This window comes from Bacillus sp. PK3-067 (assembly GCF_056738645.1).
The window spans coordinates 5,315,808-5,340,563 of sequence record NZ_CP096490.1; the positions used below are offsets into that span (position 1 = coordinate 5,315,808).

Annotated in this window: 26 protein-coding genes and 1 riboswitch; of the genes, 10 read left to right on the forward strand and 16 right to left on the reverse strand. The window is 35.7% G+C overall.

The window, feature by feature from the left end; genetic code table 11:
• The first annotated feature begins 171 nt into the window (after window positions 1–171).
• The 3 genes from M1D73_RS27395 (at window position 172) to gerQ (ending at window position 2,641) form a co-directional block, all read left to right on the forward strand.
• A complete protein-coding gene (locus M1D73_RS27395) occupies window positions 172–1,443 on the forward strand; it encodes a serine hydrolase (RefSeq protein WP_000722871.1) in 1,272 nt (423 codons plus the stop codon).
• A 319-nt stretch (window positions 1,444–1,762) separates the two neighbouring features.
• Entirely contained in the window at window positions 1,763–2,185 is a 423-nt protein-coding gene (gene cwlJ, locus M1D73_RS27400; RefSeq protein WP_000538168.1) for a cell wall hydrolase CwlJ, read from the forward strand.
• A 27-nt stretch (window positions 2,186–2,212) separates the two neighbouring features.
• Complete coding sequence (gene gerQ, locus M1D73_RS27405; protein ID WP_000068652.1) at window positions 2,213–2,641, forward strand: spore coat protein GerQ; 429 nt, start codon at window positions 2,213–2,215, stop codon at window positions 2,639–2,641.
• A 31-nt stretch (window positions 2,642–2,672) separates the two neighbouring features.
• Here the strand turns inward: gerQ and M1D73_RS27410 are convergent, their stop codons facing one another.
• The 3 genes from M1D73_RS27410 to M1D73_RS27420 all read right to left on the reverse strand — a co-directional run bounded on the left by M1D73_RS27410 (window position 2,673) and on the right by M1D73_RS27420 (window position 4,392).
• Window positions 2,673–3,041, reverse strand: coding sequence for a DUF423 domain-containing protein (locus M1D73_RS27410; RefSeq protein ID WP_000688315.1), 369 nt, complete (start codon window positions 3,039–3,041; stop codon window positions 2,673–2,675).
• Window positions 3,042–3,105: 64 nt separating this feature from the next.
• Entirely contained in the window at window positions 3,106–3,393 is a 288-nt protein-coding gene (locus tag M1D73_RS27415) for a YwdI family protein (RefSeq protein WP_001167352.1), read from the reverse strand.
• A gap of 6 nt (window positions 3,394–3,399) precedes the next feature.
• Window positions 3,400–4,392, reverse strand: a complete 993-nt coding sequence (locus M1D73_RS27420; RefSeq protein WP_000993980.1) for a potassium channel family protein — start codon at window positions 4,390–4,392, stop codon at window positions 3,400–3,402.
• 95 nt (window positions 4,393–4,487) lie between these two features.
• Here M1D73_RS27420 and M1D73_RS27425 point away from each other — a divergent pair, with 95 nt between their 5' ends.
• The 3 genes from M1D73_RS27425 to M1D73_RS27435 all read left to right on the forward strand — a co-directional run bounded on the left by M1D73_RS27425 (window position 4,488) and on the right by M1D73_RS27435 (window position 7,323).
• Complete coding sequence (locus M1D73_RS27425; protein ID WP_121868355.1) at window positions 4,488–5,771, forward strand: purine/pyrimidine permease; 1,284 nt, start codon at window positions 4,488–4,490, stop codon at window positions 5,769–5,771.
• Between the two features lie 227 nt (window positions 5,772–5,998).
• Complete coding sequence (locus tag M1D73_RS27430; protein ID WP_000221387.1) at window positions 5,999–6,820, forward strand: Cof-type HAD-IIB family hydrolase; 822 nt, start codon at window positions 5,999–6,001, stop codon at window positions 6,818–6,820.
• A gap of 209 nt (window positions 6,821–7,029) precedes the next feature.
• Window positions 7,030–7,323, forward strand: a complete 294-nt coding sequence (locus M1D73_RS27435) for a DUF3817 domain-containing protein (RefSeq protein WP_000953396.1) — start codon at window positions 7,030–7,032, stop codon at window positions 7,321–7,323.
• A 41-nt stretch (window positions 7,324–7,364) separates the two neighbouring features.
• Here the strand turns inward: M1D73_RS27435 and M1D73_RS27440 are convergent, their stop codons facing one another.
• Genes M1D73_RS27440 through M1D73_RS27460 form a run of 5 tightly spaced genes read right to left on the reverse strand, consistent with a single transcriptional unit; the run spans window position 7,365 to window position 11,830 of the window.
• Complete coding sequence (locus tag M1D73_RS27440) at window positions 7,365–8,042, reverse strand: uracil-DNA glycosylase (protein ID WP_000432527.1); 678 nt, start codon at window positions 8,040–8,042, stop codon at window positions 7,365–7,367.
• A gap of 19 nt (window positions 8,043–8,061) precedes the next feature.
• Window positions 8,062–9,054 carry an ABC transporter permease subunit gene (locus M1D73_RS27445; protein ID WP_121868356.1) on the reverse strand — a complete coding sequence of 331 codons (993 nt, stop codon included), beginning with the start codon at window positions 9,052–9,054 and terminating at the stop codon, window positions 8,062–8,064.
• A complete protein-coding gene (locus M1D73_RS27450; protein WP_000207722.1) occupies window positions 9,047–9,964 on the reverse strand; it encodes an ABC transporter ATP-binding protein in 918 nt (305 codons plus the stop codon). Before M1D73_RS27450 ends, M1D73_RS27445 begins: the two co-directional genes overlap by 8 nt.
• The gene (locus M1D73_RS27455; protein WP_002022849.1) at window positions 9,961–10,842 is read right to left on the reverse strand and encodes an SGNH/GDSL hydrolase family protein; all 882 of its coding nucleotides are present in this window, start codon (window positions 10,840–10,842) and stop codon (window positions 9,961–9,963) included. The genes M1D73_RS27450 and M1D73_RS27455 overlap by 4 nt, the downstream gene beginning before the upstream one ends.
• A gap of 10 nt (window positions 10,843–10,852) precedes the next feature.
• Window positions 10,853–11,830 (reverse strand): LacI family DNA-binding transcriptional regulator, encoded by a 978-nt coding sequence (locus M1D73_RS27460; protein ID WP_000181976.1) that lies wholly within the window; start codon window positions 11,828–11,830, stop codon window positions 10,853–10,855.
• 97 nt (window positions 11,831–11,927) lie between these two features.
• On the opposite strand from M1D73_RS27460, the gene M1D73_RS27465 reads away from it, so the two are divergent.
• Window positions 11,928–12,554, forward strand: a complete 627-nt coding sequence (locus M1D73_RS27465) for a YczE/YyaS/YitT family protein (RefSeq protein WP_121868357.1) — start codon at window positions 11,928–11,930, stop codon at window positions 12,552–12,554.
• A gap of 30 nt (window positions 12,555–12,584) precedes the next feature.
• Here the strand turns inward: M1D73_RS27465 and M1D73_RS27470 are convergent, their stop codons facing one another.
• From M1D73_RS27470 to M1D73_RS27480, 3 genes are all read right to left on the reverse strand, one after another.
• Entirely contained in the window at window positions 12,585–13,880 is a 1,296-nt protein-coding gene (locus M1D73_RS27470) for a homoserine dehydrogenase (RefSeq protein ID WP_000659109.1), read from the reverse strand.
• A 141-nt stretch (window positions 13,881–14,021) separates the two neighbouring features.
• The gene (gene metA, locus M1D73_RS27475) at window positions 14,022–14,927 is read right to left on the reverse strand and encodes a homoserine O-acetyltransferase MetA (protein WP_001121540.1); all 906 of its coding nucleotides are present in this window, start codon (window positions 14,925–14,927) and stop codon (window positions 14,022–14,024) included.
• Window positions 14,911–16,209 carry a bifunctional O-acetylhomoserine aminocarboxypropyltransferase/cysteine synthase gene (locus tag M1D73_RS27480; protein WP_000504780.1) on the reverse strand — a complete coding sequence of 433 codons (1,299 nt, stop codon included), beginning with the start codon at window positions 16,207–16,209 and terminating at the stop codon, window positions 14,911–14,913. Before M1D73_RS27480 ends, metA begins: the two co-directional genes overlap by 17 nt.
• 92 nt (window positions 16,210–16,301) lie before the next feature.
• Window positions 16,302–16,406: riboswitch (SAM riboswitch) on the reverse strand.
• Between the two features lie 321 nt (window positions 16,407–16,727).
• Here M1D73_RS27480 and M1D73_RS27485 point away from each other — a divergent pair.
• Window positions 16,728–17,957, forward strand: coding sequence for a chloride channel protein (locus M1D73_RS27485; RefSeq protein WP_121868358.1), 1,230 nt, complete (start codon window positions 16,728–16,730; stop codon window positions 17,955–17,957).
• 43 nt (window positions 17,958–18,000) lie between these two features.
• Here the strand turns inward: M1D73_RS27485 and M1D73_RS27490 are convergent, their stop codons facing one another.
• Window positions 18,001–18,696 (reverse strand): YjjG family noncanonical pyrimidine nucleotidase, encoded by a 696-nt coding sequence (locus M1D73_RS27490; protein ID WP_069604551.1) that lies wholly within the window; start codon window positions 18,694–18,696, stop codon window positions 18,001–18,003.
• A 107-nt stretch (window positions 18,697–18,803) separates the two neighbouring features.
• Between M1D73_RS27490 and M1D73_RS27495 the strand changes: the two genes are divergently transcribed.
• Window positions 18,804–19,475 carry a transcriptional regulator YeiL gene (locus M1D73_RS27495; RefSeq protein ID WP_000703327.1) on the forward strand — a complete coding sequence of 224 codons (672 nt, stop codon included), beginning with the start codon at window positions 18,804–18,806 and terminating at the stop codon, window positions 19,473–19,475.
• Between the two features lie 61 nt (window positions 19,476–19,536).
• Here the strand turns inward: M1D73_RS27495 and M1D73_RS27500 are convergent, their stop codons facing one another.
• From M1D73_RS27500 to M1D73_RS27510, 3 genes are all read right to left on the reverse strand, one after another.
• On the reverse strand, window positions 19,537–20,163 hold the full coding sequence (locus M1D73_RS27500) for an FMN-dependent NADH-azoreductase (RefSeq protein WP_000246735.1): 627 nt from the start codon (window positions 20,161–20,163) through the stop codon (window positions 19,537–19,539).
• 191 nt (window positions 20,164–20,354) lie between these two features.
• Complete coding sequence (locus tag M1D73_RS27505; protein ID WP_000695801.1) at window positions 20,355–21,002, reverse strand: response regulator; 648 nt, start codon at window positions 21,000–21,002, stop codon at window positions 20,355–20,357.
• A gap of 20 nt (window positions 21,003–21,022) precedes the next feature.
• Window positions 21,023–22,594 carry a GAF domain-containing sensor histidine kinase gene (locus tag M1D73_RS27510; protein WP_000488138.1) on the reverse strand — a complete coding sequence of 524 codons (1,572 nt, stop codon included), beginning with the start codon at window positions 22,592–22,594 and terminating at the stop codon, window positions 21,023–21,025.
• A 134-nt stretch (window positions 22,595–22,728) separates the two neighbouring features.
• Between M1D73_RS27510 and pdxK the strand changes: the two genes are divergently transcribed.
• Window positions 22,729–23,553, forward strand: a complete 825-nt coding sequence (gene pdxK / locus M1D73_RS27515) for a pyridoxine/pyridoxal/pyridoxamine kinase (RefSeq protein WP_086404465.1) — start codon at window positions 22,729–22,731, stop codon at window positions 23,551–23,553.
• An 85-nt stretch (window positions 23,554–23,638) separates the two neighbouring features.
• Here the strand turns inward: pdxK and M1D73_RS27520 are convergent, their stop codons facing one another.
• Entirely contained in the window at window positions 23,639–24,697 is a 1,059-nt protein-coding gene (locus tag M1D73_RS27520) for a GGDEF domain-containing protein (protein ID WP_086404466.1), read from the reverse strand.
• Window positions 24,698–24,756: the final 59 nt, after the last annotated feature.

Genomic DNA, 24,756 nt, shown 5'->3' on the forward strand with positions numbered 1-24,756 from the left:
TTTTTTATTCTTCTCTATATTTATCCTCAAAAATCTCCTTTTTTCTACACTTTTGAAGAAAAACCAACATTTTTTCAAATTTCTTGTAAAATTGTAACCTTTTTATATGTAAAGATATGCTAAAATGATACGAGCTATATGCTAAATAACGATGCGAAGGTGATAATCTATATGAAAAAAATCTTGTCTATTTTACTATTGCTTGTATTGTCAATTTCTTCCTTAGGAGTAACAACATCCCATGCGGAAGAAAAAATACATATTGAGGCGGCGGCTGCACTTTTATTTGATGCAGATACAGGAAAAATACTTCACGAGCAAAATCCAGATGAATTGCTAGCTATTGCTAGTATGTCAAAATTAATTGTTGTTTACGCTGTTTTAGAAGCAATTAAAGAAGGAAAAATCACATGGGATACGAAAGTAAATATTTCTGATTACGCTTATGAAGTCTCTCGTAATAATGAATTCTCTAATGTACCGTTCGAAAAAGGACGTCAATATACTGTAAAAGAATTATATCATTCTATTGTTATATTCTCTGCAAATGGATCTAGTATTGCTTTAGCAGAACTTCTTGCAGGAAGTGAGAAAAACTTCTTAAATCTTGCAAATGAACATGCTAAAAAGCTAGGATTAAAGAAATATAAATTTGTAAACGCTACTGGCTTAAATAACGCTGACTTAAAAGGAAAACATCCTGAGGGTACTGATCCAAATGCAGAAAACTCTATGTCAGCTCGTGATATGGGTATGCTTTCAAAAGCAATGATTACAAAGTATCCAGAAATGCTAGAGGATACAAAACAAAGATTTAGAAACTTCCCAGACAATCACCCAAAACCAATTCGTATGGAAAACTGGAATTGGATGTTACCAGGAGCTGCTTTCGCTTATGAAGGTACTGATGGTTTAAAAACCGGAAGTTCTGATACAGCTGGATACGGATTTACCATTACTGCTAAACGTGGTGATGTACGTCTTATCTCGGTTATTATTAAAACAAAATCAATGGATGAACGTTTCACGGAATCTCGTGAATTAATCGAATATGGATTTAATAACTTTGAAAAACAAAAACTAAAAGTTAATAAAAACAATACAATCTCTGTAGTAAAAGGGAAAGAAGACCAAGTAACTGTTGCACCCGAAAAAGAAATAACAGTAATTGCGAAAAAAGGTAGCAAAGAGCCTTATAAAATTGGAACTGAATTAGATAAATCTCTTTCTGAAGATGGACATTTAGTTGCACCTATTAAGAAAGATACCAAAGTAGGCTCAATTACTTTAGAATCAACTGATAAATATGGTTTCTTAGACGGTAGTAAAAGTATGAAAGTTACTGCAAAAACGACAGAGGAAGTTGAAAAAGCAAATTGGTTTGTGTTAACAATGCGCTCTATTGGTGATTTCTTCTCAAACTTATGGTCTAGAGTTTTTTAATAAAAAAGCTGGCTCACGCTAGCTTTTTTTATTTTCCACTCTCAATGTAAAACTTCGTTTGGTTGTCATATCTGAGTCCTTTTCCTCATACGTATGAACTAGTAATTGTTACACACTTCATCTAGAGATAAAGTGAAACTTTAATCAGTGGGGGAATCCCCCGCTGATTATTAGTTGAACCAATCGGGCGTTTACGGGCAGTTTGATCTCCCATCTAATTTCTTTACTTCAACCAAATTTTAGGGCAGGAGTCTTACTGCCCGTTAATGCGGGATAAACCTCTTTCCAAAAGGTATTACAAAAAGAGAGGTGACACATAATGGGCGTTATTGCTTATAACGAAGAAGATGTAAAGTTGTTGGCTAGACTGATGCGTGCTGAAGCCGAAGGAGAAGGGCAACAAGGAATGTTAATGGTCGGAAACGTTGGGGTAAATCGTGTCCGCGGAAATTGTTTAGACTTTAAAAGCATTCGTAATTTACGTCAAATGGTTTATCAAAACCCCGGCGGTTTTGAAGCAACGCAAAAAGGATATTTTTATCAACGGGCACGCGAACAAGATATTGCCCTAGCGAGACGGACCATTCAAGGGCAACGTTTTTGGCCTGCCAACTTTGCCTTATGGTTCTTTAGACCTGAAGGTCCTTGTCCACCAACTTGGTATAACCAACAAAACTCTGGTCGCTTTAAAAAGCACTGCTTCTTCCAGCCATCTGCTGGAGACTGCCCTAGCGTATATTAAGGAATAAAAATGAGGAGGGATTTTTGAATGGCACAGCAACAAAATCCATACTATGGAACAGGTTTTTATCAACCATCTGGAACTTATGTACAACCGCAACAAATGACTCAACAACAGCAGCAAGCGATGCAACAACAAACAGCTCAAGCTGCGCAAGCTCAATATGCAATTTCTCAAGGCATGTTACCTCTAGAGCAATCCTATATTGAAAATATCCTTCGTTTAAACAAAGGTAAGCAAGCTACGGTTGTAATGACCTATGAACGTGGCAGTTCCCTTGGCACACAATCTTATACAGGTATTATTGAAGCAGCTGGCCGTGACCATATCGTTATTAGTGAACCGCAATCAGGAAAACGCTATTTACTACTAATGATCTACTTAGATTACGTAGAATTTCCAGAAGAAATTACGTATTTACCTAGTCAACAAGCAACTTATACTCCAAGACCATAAAAAAAGCTGGCAAATGCCAGCTTTTGTTTTTTTATAATCCTTTTACAACTGCAGTCCCTACTAGGATCCACGCCACAATAAACGCTACACCACCAAGAGGTGTAATTGGACCAAAGAACTTAATACCTGTCGTACTTAATGCATACAAACTACCTGAGAACATAATAATTCCAGCTACCATTAGCCAACCAGCAGTAGTTAAAAGTGATGATTGAACCTTATCCATCAATAAAGCAACTACGAATAGTCCACCTGCATGAAACATTTGATATGTAACGCCTGTTTTCCACACTTCTAACATTTTTGCAGAAATTTTATTTTCTAAACCGTGTGCTCCAAAGGCCCCTAATGCAACAGATAGCCCCGCTGCAATACAACCTAGTAAAAAGAAAATTTTCATCTTAATTCCCCTTTTTTACCTTTATCATAAGCAATTTTTGCATATAAGCCAAACGATTTATCTTCTAAAAATCAAATAAAGAATTACCGTTTGCATCACTTTCTTTTATATATACTGGCTCCCCAGAAACAGGTGCAATTGGTTGCATAGTTGTTACTGGTTGTGATCCAATTACTTGCGATGGAATTTGCGGTTCTCTATATGTAGATGTTTCAACTTGTTCATCTAATAATAAGTCACATAAAGCACGCACAACTAATAAATGTTCTTTTGACTTTTGTCCTTCACTACTTTTTGCCTTCGCAATTTCATTCGCCATTTTATTTAAAATCTTGTCGCTAGATATTTGCATTCCTTCTCACCTCGTACTTTGTAATTCTTTCTCGAATTGCCCCAATTTCTCTACTGAACCAAATACTATTATCATATCACGTTCTTTCAATTTTTCCTGCCCTGCTGGATTATGTATAATATCCCCATTTCTTGAAATCGCTAATATTGTTACATCAAACTGATTCCTTACATTACTCTCTAGTAACGATTTACCAACTAATATTGAATCTTTGCCAACTAGAATTTCTTCAATGACAAATGACTGTTCTATTCCATACAACACTGTATCAATATAATGAACGGTTAATGGATTTGCAATACCTTTTGCGATATGAATACCCGCCATACTAGATGGATTAATAACCTTATTTGCACCGGCACGCCTTAATTTCTCTTCAGTTTCTGGCTTTTCAGATCTCGCCACAATTTTAATCGTATCGTTTAACCCTCTTGCTGTTAATGTAATAAATACATTTTCGGCATCATTTGCAACAATAGCAACTAAACCAGCTGCTTTTAAAATTCCGGCATTATGTAATACTTGATCTTCCGTTGCATCTCCATGTACAAATAAAAGCTTTTCCTGCTCCAATATACTTTCATCTTTATCAACAACGACAAATGGAATATTCTTTTCTTGCAATTCATGTACAACTTGAAGCCCCACTCTACCGCAACCACATACTATAATATGATTTTTCAACTGCGCTATTTGTTTATCCATCTTCTTCCTCCGTACTGCATGAAATAAATTCCCTTCAATAATCATAGCTGCCACTACCCCAATTGCATACGTAACAATACCTACGCCAACAGGAATAATAAGAAGCGCAAATACTTTCCCCGCTTGCGTTACAGGAACAGCATCTCCGTATCCAACAGTCAATACAGTAATCATTGTCATCCAAAATGCTTGAAACAAACTAATCTCTTCAATCGTCATAAATCCTATCGTTCCTAGAATTACAACAAAAGTCATACATATAACTGCTATCCATAATTGCTTACGTGCATTCATACCGTGTTTCAACTCTTTTCTCTATCTACAATCTTTGCCAGTGGAAATAAAATACGTATATACTAGATACGGAATCTATGAAAGAGGTTGATATAATGAAGACATTTCTTTCCGCCTTACAATGGGCACTATTTATTTTAGCTGGAAGCCTTATTGTACCAATTAGTGTCGCAACTAGTTATGGTCTTGATGGCGCTGAAGCCATTGCATTCGTACAAAGAACATTATTTGTTCTAGGCTTTGCTGGTCTCTTGCAAGCTATATTTGGGCATAAACTTCCTATTCAAGAAGGTCCTGCTGGCCTTTGGTGGGGAATTTTCTCCCTTTATGCGAGTTTAGGCGTCGTATTATTTGGATCAAGCAATGAGACACTTAAAGTTCTTCAATATGCTTTCTTATTAAGCGGTATTATTTGTATTATTCTTAGCGTTTTTGGACTTATTGATAAACTCGTTCGCTATTTTACACCGACAGTCATTGGAACGTATTTATTTCTTCTTGTCGCGCAGCTTAGTGGCTCCTTCTTAAAGGGAATGTTTGGCCTTGATGGAAAACATACAGAAGTACAACCTAACGTATTTATTCTTTCACTCATTGTTATTTTACTATCCTTTTTCATCATGAAGCTACCTATTATTGGACAATATTCCGTTCTTTTCAGTATCGTATGCGGCTGGATATTATTCGCATGTTTCGGATTATCTAATCCAATAACACCAGTGACAGACATAATCCGTTTTCCATCCTTATTTGTTTTCGGAATGCCTCGTGTTGAATGGAACATGGTAATTACGGTCATTTTCGTTACACTCTTACTTCTAACAAATATGTTAGCAAGTATTCGCGTTGTACAAAAGGTTGTCTCTAAATATGAAGAAAACGTTGCATCAGATCGTTTTAAACAAGCTGGCATTATAACAGGAATCAACCAATTGCTAGGCGGCCTATTTTCAGCTATTGGGCCTGTCGCTATTTCTGGATCAGCAGGTTTTATTGCAACGACTAATATTTATAAACGTCTCCCGTTTATATTAGGGTCAAGCTTTATTATTGTCGTTAGTATATTTCCAAAGATTACTTCATTCTTTGCAGCAATCCCTGTTGCAGTTGGTTATGCCGCTATTTATCCTGTATTCGCAAGCATGATTGGTCTCGCCTTTCGAGAATACGAAACTGTCCAGGATAAAGAACGATTATTTAAAGTAGCCGGTCTTTCAATCTTTACAGGAGTCGGAGTTATGTTTGTTCCAGCAGGAGCATATTCCACACTTCCACCATTTCTAGCATCGTTTTTAAGTAATGGTCTCGTTCTTGGATCTGTAATGGCAATCTTGCTAGAAATACTATTTTCTCGTTCCGCTGCAAAACAAATATCGTAAATTGGAAAACTTCCATTATTGCACTCTACCTTTAGAGTTGTTACGATAAAATCAAACTTTAATCATTGGGGTTTTATTCTTCCCCAATGATTATTAACCAATATTATGAGCAACAACTCATAATAATTTATCTACTTCTTTTCAAAGAGGTTTGATGTCTTACTATTATTCCTCAACATCTTCATGAACATGTATTTTGATTTCAATTAAAGAAAGGAATTTTCTATATGACTTATAAAATGATTGTTTTAGATTTAGATGATACTTTATTACGTGATGACCATACTATTTCACCTCGTACGAAAGAAGCGTTAATGACTGCACAAGAGCAAGGGGTAAAGGTTGTACTTGCTTCTGGACGTCCAACGTTTGGTATGCGCAATGTAGCCAAAGAACTTCGCTTAGAAGAATACGGCAGTTTCATTCTATCTTTTAATGGCGCAAAAATTATTAACTGTAAAACAAACGAAGAAATCTTTAGTAGTACACTATCTCCTGAAATCGTTCACAACCTATTTGAAATTAGTAAAACTGAAGATGTATGGATTCATACTTATATGGGCGATGATATCGTAACGGAAGAAAATAATCCTTATACTGAAATTGAGGGCGATATTACTGGTATGCCAATTGTTGTAGTAGATGACTTTAAAGCCGCAGTTAAAGAGCCTGTAGTAAAAGTATTAATGAATAAAGAAGCTGAACGCCTTGTTGAAGTTGAAAAGAAACTTCAACAACAACTAGAAGGCCAATTAAGCGTGATGCGTTCGAAACCATTCTTCTTAGAATTTACTGAAGCCGGTGTTACAAAAGGAACGAGCTTAAACAAACTGATTCAAAAGCTTGGCATTAAGCGTGAAGAAGTTATCGCAATGGGCGATAGCTATAACGACCAAGCAATGATTGAATTTGCTGGTCTTGGCGTTGCAATGGGCAATGCACCTGATGATATTAAAGAAATTGCGAACTACGTAACAGATACAAATATGAACGATGGTGTTGCAAAAGTTGTAGAGAAATTCGTTTTAAAAACGGATGTACTTGTTTAATATTTTCATTCACAAAACCTATTTGAAGTCAAATACTTCAAATAGGTTTTTATTTAAATTCTCATGCTTTTGTGACTATATTTTGAACTTTGCACTATTCTCGTAGTGTAAACTTTCTTTTTGTATATAATGAAACAAAATAGACTATTTTATTTTGAAAAAGAATACAAATTTACTATATACAAGCATACGTTAAAGGAGGCTACTTTATGTTATCTACACCAATCGGACGATTAAGAGCAATTGGACTAGTTGAGGGTATTTCTTTCCTATTACTATTATTTGTAGCAATGCCATTGAAATATTTTGCAGGATTTGCAACAGCTGTTAAAATTACAGGCATGGCTCATGGTGTTCTATTTATTCTATTCATCTTTGCAGTAATTCAAGTAACAATCGTACACCGTAAATCAATTTTATGGGCACTTGGAGCATTCGTTTCATCAGTTATCCCATTTGGTACTTTTGTACTAGATGCAAAATTAAAGAACGAGCAACAATGATAATAAAAAGGTAGTTAACAACTGTTAACTACCTTTTCTATTTATAAATTTGGAATTTCCCAATCAATTTCTCTTTCGCCCATATTAGCTAAAATTGTATTTATTTTAGAATATGGCTTACTACCAAAGAAACCACGTCTTGCCGATAATGGGCTTGGATGTACAGATTCGATAATATGATGATTCGGATTCGTAATTAATTTCTTCTTCGCCTGCGCATGGCGCCCCCACAATATGAAAATAACTGGCTTTTCACGTTCGTTCAATAGTTCAATTACACGATCTGTGAAGTGCTCCCATCCTTTTCCCTTATGAGAATTTGCTTCGCCTTGACGAACTGTTAATACGGTATTTAGTAATAATACTCCTTGTTCCGCCCATTTTACTAAATAACCATTATTCGGGATTTCATAACCATATTCATCTCGAAGTTCTTTATACATATTTAACAATGACGGTGGTGTTTTAACACCAGGTTGCACAGAAAAGCTTAAACCATGCGCTTGATTCGGTCCATGATATGGATCTTGCCCTAAAATGACAACCTTTGTATTTTCATAACTTGTATACTGAAGAGCGTTAAAAATATCTTCTACCTTCGGATAAACAACATGCGTGCTGTATTCTTCTGTCAAAAAACTGGATAGAGTAAGATAATACTCTTTCTCGAATTCTGTTGCCAATAGTGGCTCCCAATCATTCTTTAAAACATTTTCCATACTGTCACTTCCTGTCTAATTAATTCACCATATCCTGTCTTGTAAATACTACGAACGAAATAACAAGAGAAACAACTGCCCAAACAGTTAAATTCATCAAAGAAAATCCCATCGATAAACTTTGTAATGCAGGTAATTTTCCTGATAAATAATCCGTTAATGATAAATTCACACTAAAAATATATTTGGCGCCTTCCCAAGATGTTGCGAACGAGCTTAAAATACCGCCTGCAATTAATGCAGCTAGCATAACGCCCATACCAGCTGGTGTATTACGAATTAAAACAGAGACCATAAATGATATAGTTCCGACAACGATAGCAACAAACCAGGCTAGTCCATACGCCATTAAGATGTATTGCCACTGCGGAATAAGATGTACAAAGTTCGTATTTAACGTTTCCTTATCAATGACGAATCCTGTTAAAACAGGTAAATTCCATCCCGAGTACCCAAATACAAGCCCTGATAATATGTAAGCAAACAAACCTATAAGAAACAGTATGAGCGAAATGAAAAATAACATCGTCACGTATTTACTAAGGAGTATTTTCCAGCGCCGAATCGGCCGCGTAAGTAACATCTTCATCGTCCCATCACTTCGTTCTCCTGAAACGATATCAATGGCGACAATCATTACGAGAAGCGGAATAAATAATGTAATTCCTTGTTCAATAAATGCTCTGACAAAAGTCGGTGCACCCGGTGCCATCGGATTAATATTATGATCTAAATAATATTGTTGTTGCTCAACTCTTACCTTTAACCAATCACGCCATTCTTCTGGCAACCTAGAATTGTTCAACCGGTTCTGAGAATCAACAATTTGCTGTTGCAATGAAACCTTCCAATCAGTTGTACCGAGTCTTTTTTGTGTCGTTTCTATTTCACGATACTGCGCATACACAAAAAGCGGGATCAAGATTGCTAAAATAAGCATGACAACAAAAATACGTTTCTTGCGGTAAATCTTTTCTGATTCATTTAAAACTAGATTCGCAAATTCACGCATGCTGCTCACCCCTTGTGAGTTCAATAAATAAATCTTCTAGCGTAAATACAAGCTCCTTAACGCTATGTACATCTATTTCATTTGCGACAAAGTGTTTATTCCAACTACTTATAGATGCAATATCCATGCGGCATAGTAATCGATCGCCTTCTACACTCACTTCCCTTACTTCTTCGGCCACTTCTAGCATATCTTTCGCCTTAGAAATCGGTGTAACAATCCATTCTACACGATCACTTGCTGTTTTAATTAATTCTTCAACCTTGGCAACTGTTATCATCTTTCCTTTATGAATAATAGCAACGCGATCGCATATCATTTGCACTTCACTTAGCAAGTGACTTGAAATAAACACGCTCATATTTTCTTCTTTCACAAGCTTATGTATAAATTCCCTAAGTTCTCTAATCCCTGCTGGATCTAAACCATTCGTTGGTTCATCTAATATGAGCAATTTCGGATTTCCAAGGAGCGCCTGCGCAATTCCAAGGCGTTGTTTCATACCAAGTGAGTACGTTTTTACCTTGTCATGAATTCTTTCATCTAAATGAACCATTTCAGCAATTTCAATAATACGTTCATCTGATATATCACCTAACATACGAGCAAATTGCTTTAAATTTTCCCATCCCGTTAAATATGTATACAACTCTGGGTTTTCAACGATACTCCCAATTTGACGCATCGCTTCTCTGAAATTTTCCTTAATCGAATAACCACCGATAGAAATCGTACCTTCTGTCGCCTTAATCAATCCGACTAACATTCGAATGGTAGTCGTCTTTCCAGCACCATTTGGTCCTAAGAACCCGAACACTTCTCCTTGCTTTACATCAAAGGAAATATTCTCTACAAGAGTCTTCTTTCCAATTACCTTCTTCAAGTCTCGTACAGAAAGTATCGTCGTCATTTTACCCCTCCTTGTTCTAGTTTTAATTTACTTACAACATTTTGAACTAAACGTTCTGCCATATACGTATAACCTACTTCGTTCGGATGAAAATGATCAGAGTATAATAAATCTTTCCCGCGGTTTTGGAATAAATCAAATGTCGGTGTAATATACACATTTTTATCGTTTAGCGCTAATTTCTCTAAAGATGCATTCCAGTCCACAACAATGTTTGAAGACCCTTTTAAATCTTCTACATCTTCAAAAGGATTGTATAAACCAAGCCAAAAAATCGGACTATCTGTATTTAATTTACGAATTTCTTCTATAATTTTCTTTGCTTCATTTTGAAATGTCTCTGTGTCAGGACGATACGTCTCTAAATCTATTTTCCCAAGTGATTCCCAGCCTGGGAACAAATCATTTCCACCAATCGTTAACACAATTACATCTGCTTGCTTAATTGAATATTGAGCGCCATTACTTTCAATTTGTTTTAATAAATCGGGCATTTTTGCACCACTAACTGCTAAATTTGTTAATGCAATTTTTTGCTTATAATCTTTTTGTAAATCCTCTTTCATTCGCCCAACATAGCCAATTCCTTCTTTATCACCAACGCCACGCGTTAATGAATCACCTAAACTAACGATTTGTAACGTTCCCGTTTTCTTTTTCTCTTTTGCCACTACATCGGTCTTTTTAATTAAATTTGAAGCTTTCGGATTTAATACATCATTTACACCTGAAACAAAGCCATATGCAAATAAACAGAAAGATGCAATTGTAATGAGTAGAATTACTTTTACTACTTTTGATCTCATATCAAAACCCCTTTTAGCCCTCATAGATTGTCCATAATTATACCAAACGAAATTTTGAAAAGCGATTTTCACACCTTCTCAATTATGTCGTTTCTCTATCTACTAACTCTGGTAATAACTCTATATGCTTCACATCTAATTTCTCTTCATTAATCTTTTCATATAATAATTCAAACGCTTTCACTCCAACGTTTTTACTAGAATGCGAAATCGTCGTTATACCCAATATATCTGCCACCTCTTGATCATCACACCCGATAATCGTAATATCCTCTGGAATACGAACTCCTTGTTTTTTTGCTTCTGTAACCATCCCCGCTGCAATATGGTTACAAGATACAAGGAACGCCGTCGGTTTTACTGACATATGAGCCCATTCTCTAATTACATTGCGTCCATCTTCCACTGTAAAACATCCCTCAAATTTCCAGGTCTCTAACGGTGTTACGATACTCTGTTGAAGCGAATCTTCGTACGCCTTCTTTCGTCTTTGGCTATTAACGCTATTACTTCTTCCAATACAATATCCAATACGTGTATGACCGGCATCTATTAAGCTTTTCATCCCACGTGAAAATACTTTGTAGTAATCGATATGGACACTTGAAATATACTTCGAATCTATTTCTTCACACATAACAATCGGGCCGAATTTCGTATATTCTTCAAGCTTCTCCTTACTATTTGTCCGAGAACAAATAATAACCCCATCAAGCTTTTTCATTTTTAACATATTCAAAATTTCTAGTTCTCTTTCTTCACTATAATTCGTCTGGCAAAGCATCATATTATAATTATTCTTTGCTGTCTCTTTTGATATCCCCTCGATAATAGCGCTATAATATTGATCATTTACGTGTGGCAATAAAACGCCAATTACATTCGTTTTTCCTTTCACTAAATGAATTGCATTCACGTTTTGCGTGTAATTTAATTCTTCTATAATCGCTAAAATTTCTTTTCGTTTCTGTTCATTTACGTACGGATGATTATTTAGTACACGTGAAACAGTTGAAACAGATACTCCAGCAAGTTCAGCAATCTTTCTTATATTTGTCATCTCATTTTCCCCTTCTCAAAAAAATTCTTCCTTGACCTGGTAAGCTTTCCACAATATATCCTTTCCTAGCAAATACATTTAGAAAGGATATACAACTATGCTTCGATTCAAATTAGAATATATATTTTTCATTGGCGGTTTACTCATTCTTGCCATCGGTATTAATATGATGACGACAATTACTTCCTTTGGACTTAGCCCTTATGATTCCTTCTTTATTGCACTATATCAAAATTTTGGGATAAGTATTGGTTTTTGGATTTTCATGATTAACTTTGCCTTTACACTTATCGTACTCTTTTGGAATAGAAAACAAATTACAATCGGTACAATTGTAACGATGGTTCTTATTTCTCTTTTTGTTGATTGGATTGGTTCCATTACAACTATTATGGACGCTATCCGCTCTCTTCCAAAATATATAACACTTATTTGCGGAAATCTATTCGTTGGAGCTGGAATTGGTCTTTACGTCTCTACAAACCTTTGTGCAGCGCCTCAAGAAGCTTTCGTTTTAACGTTTGCCGAGAAGAAAAAATGGACGTTTAGAAGAACAGAGATTTCATTAGCCTTTTTATTTTTAACGTTAAGCTTTTTATTAGATGGACCTATCTATTTTGGAACAATCATCTTATCCTTTACAACAGGCTGGATTATCCAAGCATTTATTCAAGTTGGTACGCAGATTTTAAATAGAAAAGAGCCTATTAAGCAAGCTGCTTAATAGGCTCTTTCTGTTTTATGGTAAGAGATACTACTTAGCATCCCCTTCAATTCGATAGTTCGCTTTCAAACAATCTATTTCTTCATACCCTTGCAACGTATGTAGAATATAATCATAATCAGCAAGAGACGCACGATGCGTTACAATTACAATTTCAGCCTTTCCTTTCTCTTCAAGCGGCATTTGAATAATTTTCTCAAAGCTAACTCCGCGCTCAGAGAACAATGAAGTAATTTTTGCAAATACACCAATTTCGTCTTTTACATGCAGTCTTAAAAACTTTTTCACGACAATTTCGTCTGGCTCTTTTAATACTTTTTGATATTGTGGGACTACAGCACTATTTCCTGTTACCCCTAATCTAATATTTTGCATTACAGCAACTAAATCCGAAACAACAGCTGTAGCTGTCGGTAAACTTCCTGCGCCTGGTCCATAAAACATCGTTTCCCCAACTGCTTCACCGTACACATACACAGCGTTATATTCATTTTGTACTGCTGCAAGAGGATGTGTATTTGGAAGTAAAGTTGGTTCAACTGTAACCTCCAATTTTTCACCATCTCGTTTTGCAAGACCGATTAATTTAATTGTATAACCTAAGCTCTTACTGTATTCAATATCTTCCTCTGTAATAGAGGTAATACCTTTTACTTTCACATCTCCAAGCTCTACATTTGTAGAGAAACCGAGGGTAGCTAAAATCGTCATTTTTCTTGCTGCATCTAAACCTTCTACATCTGATGTTGGATCTGCTTCTGCAAATCCAAGTTGTTGGGCTTCTTTTAACACGTCGTTATATGCTCTCCCTTCGTCTGACATTTTCGTCAAAATAAAATTTGTTGTTCCATTTACAATTCCCATTACTTTCGTAATAAGATCTGAAGAAAGTCCTTCTACGATACTGCGTAAAATTGGAATTCCCCCTGCCACACTCGCCTCATAGAATAAATCAGCCTTATTATCTTTTGCTGTCGCTAATAATTCAGCTCCATGTAATGCCATTAAGTCTTTATTTGCAGTTACAACATGCTTTCCGCTTTTTAAAGCTTGTAAAATATATGATTTTGCATCATCAATGCCACCCATCACTTCAATAACAACATCAATATTTGGATTATCTAAAATTTCATTTGCATCTTGTGTTAATAGAGTAGAAGGTACCTCTACCTCTCTCTCTTTCTCAATGTTTTGCACTAATACTTTCGTTACCTTCACTGGACAACCTACTTGGTGTATGAGTCGTTCTTGATGATCCGTAATAATACGAACCACACCACTGCCAACTGTCCCAAGACCTAATAACCCAACTTGAATTTCTTTCATAGTACTGTCCACCCCTCAAAAATTGTGTTTAGATGAAATTATATGAGTAAAAAATCTGAAAAACAATGTATTTTGAACATTCGGAAAAATAAAGGTTAATCTTTACAAGGAAAACGTTGCCACGTGTTACACAATCTTTCTTTACAATATATAAGGGGTTTCTTGATACACGTAATAATTTAACCAATTAGAAAACAATAAATTACCATGACTTCTCCACCTAACAAGCGGCTTTTCATCTGGATTATTATGTTTAAAATAGTTTTTTGGCACATCAATATTTAATCCCTTGTCACGATCTCGTTCGTATTCTTGTTTTAACGTCTCACAACTATATTCGCTATGTCCAAGGGCAAACACTTGCCTTCCTTCTGGCCCAATAACAAGGTGAACACCTGCTTCTTCAGAGTTTGCTAACAATGTTAATTCTTTCACTCCTCTAATATCATTCTCTCGTACTTCTGTATGACGAGAATGCGGAGCAAAAAACAATTCATCAAATCCTTGTAATAATTTCACATGTTGCTCGCAAACTTCATGTTCAAATACACCGAACACTTTTTCCTTAAGGGGATACTTTGGAACACCATAATGATAGTACAAGCCAGCCTGTGCCCCCCAGCAAATATGGAGCGTAGATGTTACATTCGTTTTTGAATACTCCATAATATGTTTAAGCTCTTCCCAATAATCTACCTCTTCAAAAGCAAGGGTCTCCACTGGCGCTCCTGTAATAATGAGCCCATCAAACTTTTCATTTTCAATATCACGAAACGTTTTATAAAAGCTTGTTAAATGTTCTTGCGTTACATTACGCGATAGATGTGATTCCATATGAAGCAAATGAACATCTAATTGTAACGGCGTGTTTCCAATTAAGCGAAGTAATTGCGCCTCTGTATCTTGTTTCGTTGGCATTAAATTTAATATAGCAATTTTTAAAGCACGTATATCTTGTGTTTCTGCCCGCTCCTTCGTCATTACAAAAATATTTTCTTTTTGCAACACTTTGCGAGCCGGTAAATCTTTATCAATTATGATCGGCATGTGTTTTGCCTCCAACTAGAGCTGCTTCCAAATCTGCAATAATATCAGAAACATCTTCTATACCAACCGATAAACGAATTAAATCAGATGTAACACCCGCTAAACGCTGATCTTCAGCATTTAATTGTCTATGCGTCGTACTAGCAGGATGTATAACGCAAGTTCGTGCATCAGCTACGTGCGTTACAAGAGTTGCTAGTTTTACATTTGCGATAAATTCTTTTGCTGCTTCTAATCCGCCTTTAATACCGAAAGTTAAAACACCACTAGCACCTTTTTTCAAGTACTGTTGTGCTAACGAGTAATTTTCATTACTATCTAACCCCGGATAATTCACCCATTCAATACGTTCATGATTAGCAAGCCACTTAGCAACTGCCAGAGCATTTTCACTATGACGCTCCATTCGTAAATGCAAAGTCTCTAAGCCAATATTGCTAATATATGCATTGAATGGGCTCATACAATTTCCATAATCTCTTAATAGCTGAACACGTGCTTTCACAATATACGCTGCTGCACCAAAGTTTTGAACGTAACTTACACCGTGATAACTTGGATCTGGTTCAACAAGCTCAGGATACTTTCCATTTGTCCAATCAAAGTTTCCACCGTCAATTACAATACCGCCTAAGGAGCTCGCATGCCCATCGATATACTTCGTCGTAGAATGAACAATAATATTTGCCCCATGTTCAAATGCCTGGCATAAATAAGGAGTTGCTAATGTATTATCAACGATAAAAGGTACCTCTAATTCTTTAGCGGCAGCTGAAAATTCTTTAAAATTTAAAACATTCATCGCTGGATTTCCTAACGATTCTGCATAGATAAGTTTCGTCTTGTCATTAGCAAGCGCCGTAATTTCATCTGCCGTTAAATTTGGATTAAAGAACGTAACATCAATGCCAAGCTTACGTAAACTCACCCCAAATAAATTAAACGTTCCCCCGTAAACAGTTGAAGAGCAAAGTAAATGGTCTCCACTACTACAAATATTTAAAACTGCGAGCATAATAGCTGCTTGCCCAGAAGCCGTTGCAACAGCTCCTACACCGCCTTCTAAATCTGATAATTTCTGCTCAAATGCTGCTAGAGTAGGGTTTCCAATACGTGTATAAATATATCCTTCTGCCTCTAAGTTAAATAGAGCTGCTAAATCATCCGAAGTATCGTATTTATACGTTGTGCTTTGATAAAGTGGTAAAACACGTGGTTCACCATTCTTTGGCGTATAGCCACCTTGCACACAAATTGTTCCTTTTCCCCATGATTCTCCCATCTCTCATTCTCCTTTCTTTTATACAAAATAAAAAACTGCCCCTTTCCTGAAAACAAGAAAGGAGCAGTTTGAAAACACGCTCTAAAGGCTCTTTCTTATCTCTCAGGATTACTACCTGCAGGATTTGGCACAATTCCGTTATACGGCTGTTGCCAAGGTTTCATCGGGCCTGTCCCTCCACCTTTTCTTGATAAGACTATGCAATTACCGTTGATTTTATAGCAATAATTTCCTAATGTCAAACAGTTTTTCTGAATGTTCTAAAATAAATGTTAACAGTTTCATATAAAGCAACAAAAGAAATATATTCTAGTCTATTTCAAAAAAGACCTTTAAAAACCTCAAATCAGTCTATAAAATTAAATAAGTAATTTAACCTATAAATTCAAATTCCCCAAAAGTTAGCCTATATGTTGAATAGGCCATCTTCTCAAAAAGATACTATATATATTCAATCCATTTTTCACTAGTATATTTCACTTTTTTCCCTACTAAGATTTACATAACGGAGGTATAACATGACAAATAAAAAAGATATGCATTACATACTTGCTCTATATGGCATTCTTCTAGGATCTATAGTAGGAGCTACAGTCTGGTTATTTTTAGTCACAATAAATATTGGAATCCACTTTATTTGGGGATACTTGCCTGAAGTTCTCTCTTTTCCCTCTTATTACACCCTTTGCGTAACAATAATTGGCGGGGTCCTTGTTGGTCTATCACAAAAACATTTCGGTACATACCCACGCCTTATGCCTGAAGTAATGGCTGAATATAAAAAAACTGGTCGAATCGAATATCGCTTTGTCCATCGGGCTACTTTAACAGCGATTATTGTTTTAATTTTCGGTGCTAGTCTTGGTCCAGAAGCCGCACTAGTTGGAATTATAGGCGGACTGTGCACATGGGTAGGGGATCGCTTTAAATTTGCCTTAAAGGGTATGAATGAGCTAACCGAGATCGGAATTGGCGCTACTTTAAGTGTCATTTTTAACGCACCATTATTCGGTTATTTAGCACCAAATGAAAATGAGGGGGAAGAAATTGCTGCTTTTTCTAAAGGAAAAAAAGCGATTGTATACTTAACTACTACTTTCGCAGGTTTTTCTGTTTATTTACTACTGAGTAAACTTGATAATCGTGGATCCTTTATTGTTGATTTCGGGGAAGGTGCACTTTCTTTTAATGAATGGATTGCATTTCTTCCACTTGCTAGTATCGGCGCTATAGTTGGTTTCTTTTATTTCAAGTTAGAATTCACATTAGAAAAGTTAATTCACCCTTTTAGAGAATACAAGCTGACACTCGGAATTATCGGTGGTATTTTATTAGGAATCGGGGGAACTTTTCTTCCGTACACATTATTTTCAGGGGAACATCAATTAAAAGAATTAGTTGTTGAATGGAGCCATTTATCTTTTTGGATACTACTTCTTTCAGGGATTTTAAAGTTGTGCATTACTGCCGTTTGTTTGAACACAGGGTGGCGAGGTGGACATATCTTCCCAATTATATTTTCTGGTTCAAGTATCGGATACGCTGTAGCATCTATTCTTCCTATAGATCCAGTAGCATCTGTTGCCATCGTAACGACAGCAATTTCAAGCTATGCGTTACGAAAGCCAATAGCTATAACATTACTATTACTTATGTTTTTCCCGCTTAATTTACTATTGCCCATGCTTGGTGCAGCTGCTATCGGGAATGCCTTTCCACTCCCAAAACATAACGAAAATAAAAATTAATAAAAATAGGCAGTGGGGACGAAAGCTCCACTGCCTATTTTTATTACACATGCTGCTTTAATAAAGCTTCTAACTCCTCAAAATTATGCACTTCATATGTCGGTATAATCCCACTATCATTTAATTTCCTTTCTGGATTAAACCAACAAGTATCAATTCCCGCTACATATCCACCTTTAATATCAGCGCTTAATGAATCCCCAATAATCAGCCCTTCTTCAGGTGCAAAGTTAGGAATCCGTTCAAAAACATAATCAAAATACTCTTTCATCGGTTTTTGAAAACCTGTATCTTCCGAAACAAAGACATCTTTAAATAATGAATGTAACCCTGCATTACGCAAACGTTTATCTTGCGTCTTAGAAACACCATTTGTCACTATATACAATTCATACTCCCCTTGAATTTGATTTATAAATTCAAACGCACCTTGCATGAGTTGATTTCCTTCTTCTAAGTAGTTACGATAATTATTTTCGAATAATATTCCATTTACTTCTTCTCCATACTCTTTAAACAACAGAGAGAATCGTGTATTTACAACTTCATTGCGTGATAGTTCACCTTTTTCAAAAGCATCCCAAAGACCTTTATTTATTTTTTTATAACGAGTCTCTATCTCGTCTGTTAAAGGGATTCCCTTCTCTTCAAAAAGTACCCGTAAAGCCACTTTTTCAGCCTTTTGGAAGTCTAGTAATGTATCATCTACATCAAATAACAATGTTTTATATTTTTTCATAAATTCATCACACTCTCTTTTCTACAAAAACAAATTTACATAAATCGTATCATTCCTTCTTGTAAAGATAATAGGAGATATCTCATACTATACATAGGGGTGAAAATATGAAAATCAGCAAAAATGAGGAAGAAATTTATCAATACATGCGAATCCATCAATTCCATACCCTATTTTCATTTCATGTCTTGCCATATGTAGAGCTGCATTCTTTTCAAACGAAAGAGATGATATGTAGCGAAGGAAATGCTCTTCCTTATCTCTATTACTTAATTTCTGGGAGAGCCAAAATATATATGAGTCATAAAAACGGGAAGGTTTCATTAATTAATTTTATTCAAGCACCATCTTTTATCGGAGAATTAGGATTAATAGGAGTAGAAAATATTACTAAGTCCGTTGAAGTACTAGAAGATTGTGTGTGTTTGGCACTTCCTCTTAAAGATTGTCAGCAACTTTTATTACAAGATGCAACGTTTTTACAGCACTTATGTAAATTTATTGGAGAAAAGACAATTACTCGCACTGAAAATTACGCAAAAAACTATAGTTATCCTTTTGAAAATCGATTAGCTGCTTTTATTTTATTAACAGAGCAAAATAATTGTTATATAGAAAAGCATACCGAGGCCTCGGAATATTTAAATGTCAGCTACCGTCATCTTTTATATGTATTAAATCAGTTTTGCCAACAAAATTATTTAAGAAAAGAAGGCCGAACATATTATATACAAGATCGAAATACATTAGAAAAGCTGGCTGATGAACTAAAAATATAAAAAAGCAGCATTAACGTTTACATGTTAATGCTGTTTTTTCGAGTGACGATTATAATTTTAATTAAAATTTACTTGCTACTTTAGCTGCTTCTTCAAGACCTGCAGCGATGATTTCTTCTGCTTTATCTGGGAATTGGTTATGTCCTTCAATAACTACTGTTTCCATGTTTGTTGCGCCGAAGAAGCCCATCATACTTGCTACATATTTAACAGCCATTTCTACCTCAGCTGCTGGACCTTCTGAATATACGCCGCCTCTTGCATTTAATAATGCAATCTTCTTATCTCCAATTAGGCCAACTGGACCCTCTGGCGTATATTTGAACGTTTTACCAGCACGGTTTAAATAATCAATATATGTGTGCAATACTGCTGGAATCGTTAAGTTCCATAATGGGAAGCCGAAAACAACTTTATCAGCTTCTAGGAATTGATTTAAATACTTATCAGCAACTGCTACTGCTTTTGCTTCTTCTTCTGTTAAATCAAATCCTTTACCTACCTTGAATGTACCATTGATCATGTCTACGCCTACGTATGGTAATTCTTCTTTATATAAATCAAGTTCTACTACTGTATCATTTGGGTGTGCTTCTTTATAGTTTGCTAAAAATGCCTCATATAATTTTACACTAACTGCTTGTTCCGCTGGACGGTTATTTGCTTTAACGAATAAAACTGTTGCCATTATTTATTCCTCCTAGTACTCACTCTTATGTTGTTATATGCTTTCAAAAAAGGTATCCCTTGTAATTGTTGTTTTGTTGCTTACAAACATATTTTATCTTTATATAAAGACAATTTCGTCCTCACATAGACGTATTTTTCCATAAAAAAAGTCCACCTTCTAAAGGCGAACTTGGTCTTACGACTTTCGTCTTATACAATTCCATTTTTAACTGCATATAATGCCGCTTGCGTACGATCAGATAAATTCAACTTACTCAAAATACTACTTACATGCGCCTTAACCGTCTTTTCTGTAATAACTAAAACAGATGCAATTTCCTTATTGCTCATCCCTTTCGCTAATAGCTGCAATACTTCATTTTCTCTCGCTGTTAGCACATCCACTTGAATAGAAGATTCTTCTTCCTTTTCTTCTACAGGTAATGTTTGAGAGAGAAGAGCATTTGCTATATCCGGATGTAATTGAATATTACCTTTATATGCGCTTCGAATAGCCTCAACAAGCTGATCTGGTTCTACATCTTTTAAAATATACCCACTTGCTCCAGCCCTTAATGCAGGTAACACATGCGCCTGATCAGAAAAGCTAGTTAATACAATTACTTTCACATTTGGATACTCTTTTTTTATATATGCCGTCGCCTCAACACCATCCATTTCAGGCATATATAAATCCATTAATATAACATCGGGATTTGTTTCTCCTACTTTCACTAACGCTTCTTTCCCATTATTCGCTTCTCCAACTAACTCTAAATCTTCCTGTGTACTTAAGAAAAATGCTAATCCTTTTAAAACGACTGTATGATCATCAACTAACAATACTTTTATTTTCACAAACTTCCCTCATTTTCACATCATAATGGTACATTTACTTTTACGCTCGTTCGTTTATTACTACTTACAATTTTAATTGTTCCACCAACTAATTCTACTCTTTCACGCATCGTAGTCATACCTAGTGATTTCTTTTCTTTTATATTCTTTTCCACAAAGCCCTTTCCTTGATCAACTATTTCTAATGATACATTTTTCTCATTCACTGTAAAATAAATCGTCGCTTCTTTTACACCTGCATGCTTACTTACATTGTTCAGTGCTTCTTGGCCTATGCGCCACAAAGCTTCTTCTACTACACGAGGTAAATCACGAACACCCGTAACTTGCTCCCTAATTTTCAGTCCCAAATTTTCACCGTACTGCTTTAGAGCTGGCAATAATCCTTTTTCTAATCCTGCCGGACGAAGCTGCCAAATTAATGTCCTCATTTCTTTCAAAGCTCCTTGCGCAAGTTCACGCATCTCATGCAAAGATTGATCTACCTTTTCATTTTTACCTTTTAAAACTGCCTCGGCGCCTTTTGTCATGAAGGTTAATGAAAATAATTTTTGCGAAACAGAATCATGTAAATCTCTTGCTAACCGATTTCTTTCTTCCATTCGTACAAGTTCACGGCGCTGCTCGTTTAACCTCAAATTCTCTATTATTAACGAAACATGGTTCGATAATGCTTGAATTACATCTATTGTATTAGCATCAAACTCTCCATTATTCAAACTAACACATAAAACACCAAATATATGGTTTTGAATATGTATTGGTGTAGCAATAACAGCTCGATTTAGATGTACATTATGTCCTATTTGATGTTTTATTAGAACTGGTTCATCTTGTTCTAACGCCTTCTTGGCCGCCTCTTTTACATCCTCTTGTAACTCTTCCTGAACGTAAGACGCTCGCAGAGATAATTCTTTTTCCTCCCTAATAAAAAGCGCTACTTGATTCCATTGAAATACTTCACCTACGTGATTTACCACCTTTTCAGGTAGTACATTAAACTTATGAATCATTTTTAAATCTTGAATGAAACGCTCTAATTTCACATAATAATGTGCTCTTCTCTTTTCATTTTCATATAATTTTGTTCGCTTTAAAGCCGTACCAATTTGGAAGGCAACCGATTGGAGTAATACTAATTCTTCTTCTGAAAAATGTGTTTTACCCGGACTTGCAACATTTAACACCCCAAATTTTTCTCCCCCAGCTTTTAAAGGAACCGTAGCATGATGAAGAATGCCCTCCGTATCCCCCCAATTATATTCAATTGCATTATTAATTCTTTTACATTCAATAATATTAACGGCTCTCTCCAATTTTCCATCTACAAAACCTCGTAAACACCAACATTCACCTTCGCACATCGGGCGTTTATTTTCATATGTAAGTGCCTCTGGTAATTGATAATCAATTAACTTCGTATACTTACCATTTTCATCCGCAAGAAAAATCCATCCTGTCGTTAAACCTGTTACACTTAGCAATTTCTCGAGGACAGCTTGCAATACATGATATGTATCATTTGATGTATTTAATGTTTCTGCAATTTCCTTTAATATAACTAATTCATTCGTACGATTATCTCGAAACATACTCAGTCTCCTGCATACAAGATTTTAAATAGCTCTTAAAATAAATCATCTACTTTTCACTTTGTACTTATTCGTAACATTGATATAATGGTGAAAACATAGTTTTCATTATATCACTCGAGGGGGCTTTCATAATGACGTTAAATAAAGCACTTACTATCGCTGGTTCTGACACAAGTGGCGGTGCTGGTATACAAGCAGATTTAAAAACATTCCAAGAACTGGGCGTATACGGAATGACATCTCTTACAACAATCGTAACGATGGATCCACATAACAGTTGGGCACATAACGTATTTCCAATCCCAGCTTCTACATTAAAACCACAATTAGAAACAACAATTGAAGGTGTTGGCGTAGACGCTTTAAAAACAGGTATGCTTGGATCAGTAGAAATTATTGAAATGGTTGCAGAAACAATCGAAAAGCACAATTTCAAAAATGTAGTAGTTGACCCTGTTATGGTATGTAAAGGTGCAGATGAAGCATTACACCCTGAAACAAACGATTGCTTACGTGACGTTCTTGTGCCAAAGGCATTAGTTGTAACGCCAAACTTATTTGAAGCTTACCAATTAAGTGGTGTGAAAATTAATTCTCTTGAGGACATGAAAGAAGCAGCGAAGAAAATCCACGCTTTAGGTGCCAAATACGTACTAATTAAAGGCGGAAGCAAACTTGGTACGGAAACTGCAATCGACGTCCTATATGATGGAGAAACATTCGAACTTCTAGAATCAGAAAAAATCGATACAACCAATACACACGGTGCAGGTTGTACATATTCTGCTGCAATTACAGCAGAACTTGCAAAAGGAAAACCTGTGAAAGAAGCAGTAAAAACTGCTAAAGAATTCATCACAGCTGCTATTCGTTACTCATTCAAAATTAACGAATACGTAGGTCCAACTCACCATGGTGCATATCGTAAATTCGTTGTATCAAAAGAACTTGTCTAATATATAAATAAAAACACTCACAAGGTTCATACATTGCCTCTGTGAGTGTTTTTTATAAGCTTTATGTCTTCCGGTCATCTTATCTTTAAGATGCAGAGCTGACCTTATTTCTACCATTTCGTTTCGAGTAGTATAACGCATCATCCGCCGCTTGAATAAATCGCTCTGATGCCCCTTCATACTCTGAAACCCCTACCGAAACTGTAATTTTTATTTTTGTTCCATCTAACAATTCAAATGAATGTTTTTCAACAGCTATACGAGTTTGTTCCCCAACATGAATTCCATAAGCCATTCCTTTCCTTGGTATCAAAAGCGCAAACTCCTCTCCACCCTTTCGAAAAACCAAATCCGGAAATGCTGACATTTCTCGCAAAATATGACCTACTTGTTTTAACACTTCGTCTCCCGCTGGGTGCCCATACGTATCATTTACATGCTTAAAATGGTCAATATCTATAAGTAGTAAACAAAGTGAATCGTTTTTCAAGTGTTTATTACTAATATGACGATTCATCTCTAAATCAAACTGTCTTACGTTTCCTAGACCTGTCAATGCATCTATCGTTGCGTATTGCTTCATCGTTTGAAATAGCTCATTGGATTGTAAAACATAATTTGCACTTATGAATGTTATGTAACCTGTAATAATACTAGAAATTAAATATAATCCCACTATGTGGATCTCTTTAATTAACCATATATATAACGCTGGGATTAGAATAGATAAAATATATGCGTGTAACCATACCCACTTTTCCCCTAAAGAAAGCTTCATACGCGAAATAAAGATACTCCCTATTCCTATCGCAATGATTGTATAAAAGGCCACTTGAGAAGCTAATGAATAATCCATAAACAACAGTCTAGTTACTAAAATCATAATAATTGTTATGGTACTCGCTATCGGCCCTCCAATAATAACAGCTAGAATAACAGCTAAGTAGCGTAAATCCAATAGGATGGTACCAACACGAACACCGAAATACATTAGTAATATACCTAGTATCCCAGTAAAAATGCCTACTACACATTTCTGCCCAAAAGAGAATCCTTCTTTTAACGGCTTATCTCTTAAAAGCTGACCTCCAACAAAAATAAAGGAAAGAATAATTGTTGTATTTACAAATAAGTCCCTTAACATAAAATGATCTCCTTACTTTTCTATCTATCCCTTTCCTTACTTTATTGTATACGAAATCC

Coding starts and splice junctions, on each gene's coding strand:
- M1D73_RS27395 (WP_000722871.1), top strand. CDS start 172: ATGAAAAAAATCTTGTCTATTTTACTATTGCTTGTATTGTCAATTTCT.
- cwlJ (WP_000538168.1), top strand. CDS start 1,763: ATGGGCGTTATTGCTTATAACGAAGAAGATGTAAAGTTGTTGGCTAGA.
- gerQ (WP_000068652.1), top strand. CDS start 2,213: ATGGCACAGCAACAAAATCCATACTATGGAACAGGTTTTTATCAACCA.
- M1D73_RS27410 (WP_000688315.1), bottom strand. CDS start 3,041: ATGAAAATTTTCTTTTTACTAGGTTGTATTGCAGCGGGGCTATCTGTT.
- M1D73_RS27415 (WP_001167352.1), bottom strand. CDS start 3,393: ATGCAAATATCTAGCGACAAGATTTTAAATAAAATGGCGAATGAAATT.
- M1D73_RS27420 (WP_000993980.1), bottom strand. CDS start 4,392: ATGAATGCACGTAAGCAATTATGGATAGCAGTTATATGTATGACTTTT.
- M1D73_RS27425 (WP_121868355.1), top strand. CDS start 4,488: ATGAAGACATTTCTTTCCGCCTTACAATGGGCACTATTTATTTTAGCT.
- M1D73_RS27430 (WP_000221387.1), top strand. CDS start 5,999: ATGACTTATAAAATGATTGTTTTAGATTTAGATGATACTTTATTACGT.
- M1D73_RS27435 (WP_000953396.1), top strand. CDS start 7,030: ATGTTATCTACACCAATCGGACGATTAAGAGCAATTGGACTAGTTGAG.
- M1D73_RS27440 (WP_000432527.1), bottom strand. CDS start 8,042: ATGGAAAATGTTTTAAAGAATGATTGGGAGCCACTATTGGCAACAGAA.
- M1D73_RS27445 (WP_121868356.1), bottom strand. CDS start 9,054: ATGCGTGAATTTGCGAATCTAGTTTTAAATGAATCAGAAAAGATTTAC.
- M1D73_RS27450 (WP_000207722.1), bottom strand. CDS start 9,964: ATGACGACGATACTTTCTGTACGAGACTTGAAGAAGGTAATTGGAAAG.
- M1D73_RS27460 (WP_000181976.1), bottom strand. CDS start 11,830: ATGACAAATATAAGAAAGATTGCTGAACTTGCTGGAGTATCTGTTTCA.
- M1D73_RS27465 (WP_121868357.1), top strand. CDS start 11,928: ATGCTTCGATTCAAATTAGAATATATATTTTTCATTGGCGGTTTACTC.
- M1D73_RS27470 (WP_000659109.1), bottom strand. CDS start 13,880: ATGAAAGAAATTCAAGTTGGGTTATTAGGTCTTGGGACAGTTGGCAGT.
- metA (WP_001121540.1), bottom strand. CDS start 14,927: ATGCCGATCATAATTGATAAAGATTTACCGGCTCGCAAAGTGTTGCAA.
- M1D73_RS27480 (WP_000504780.1), bottom strand. CDS start 16,209: ATGGGAGAATCATGGGGAAAAGGAACAATTTGTGTGCAAGGTGGCTAT.
- M1D73_RS27485 (WP_121868358.1), top strand. CDS start 16,728: ATGACAAATAAAAAAGATATGCATTACATACTTGCTCTATATGGCATT.
- M1D73_RS27490 (WP_069604551.1), bottom strand. CDS start 18,696: ATGAAAAAATATAAAACATTGTTATTTGATGTAGATGATACATTACTA.
- M1D73_RS27495 (WP_000703327.1), top strand. CDS start 18,804: ATGAAAATCAGCAAAAATGAGGAAGAAATTTATCAATACATGCGAATC.
- M1D73_RS27500 (WP_000246735.1), bottom strand. CDS start 20,163: ATGGCAACAGTTTTATTCGTTAAAGCAAATAACCGTCCAGCGGAACAA.
- M1D73_RS27510 (WP_000488138.1), bottom strand. CDS start 22,594: ATGTTTCGAGATAATCGTACGAATGAATTAGTTATATTAAAGGAAATT.
- pdxK (WP_086404465.1), top strand. CDS start 22,729: ATGACGTTAAATAAAGCACTTACTATCGCTGGTTCTGACACAAGTGGC.
- M1D73_RS27520 (WP_086404466.1), bottom strand. CDS start 24,697: ATGTTAAGGGACTTATTTGTAAATACAACAATTATTCTTTCCTTTATT.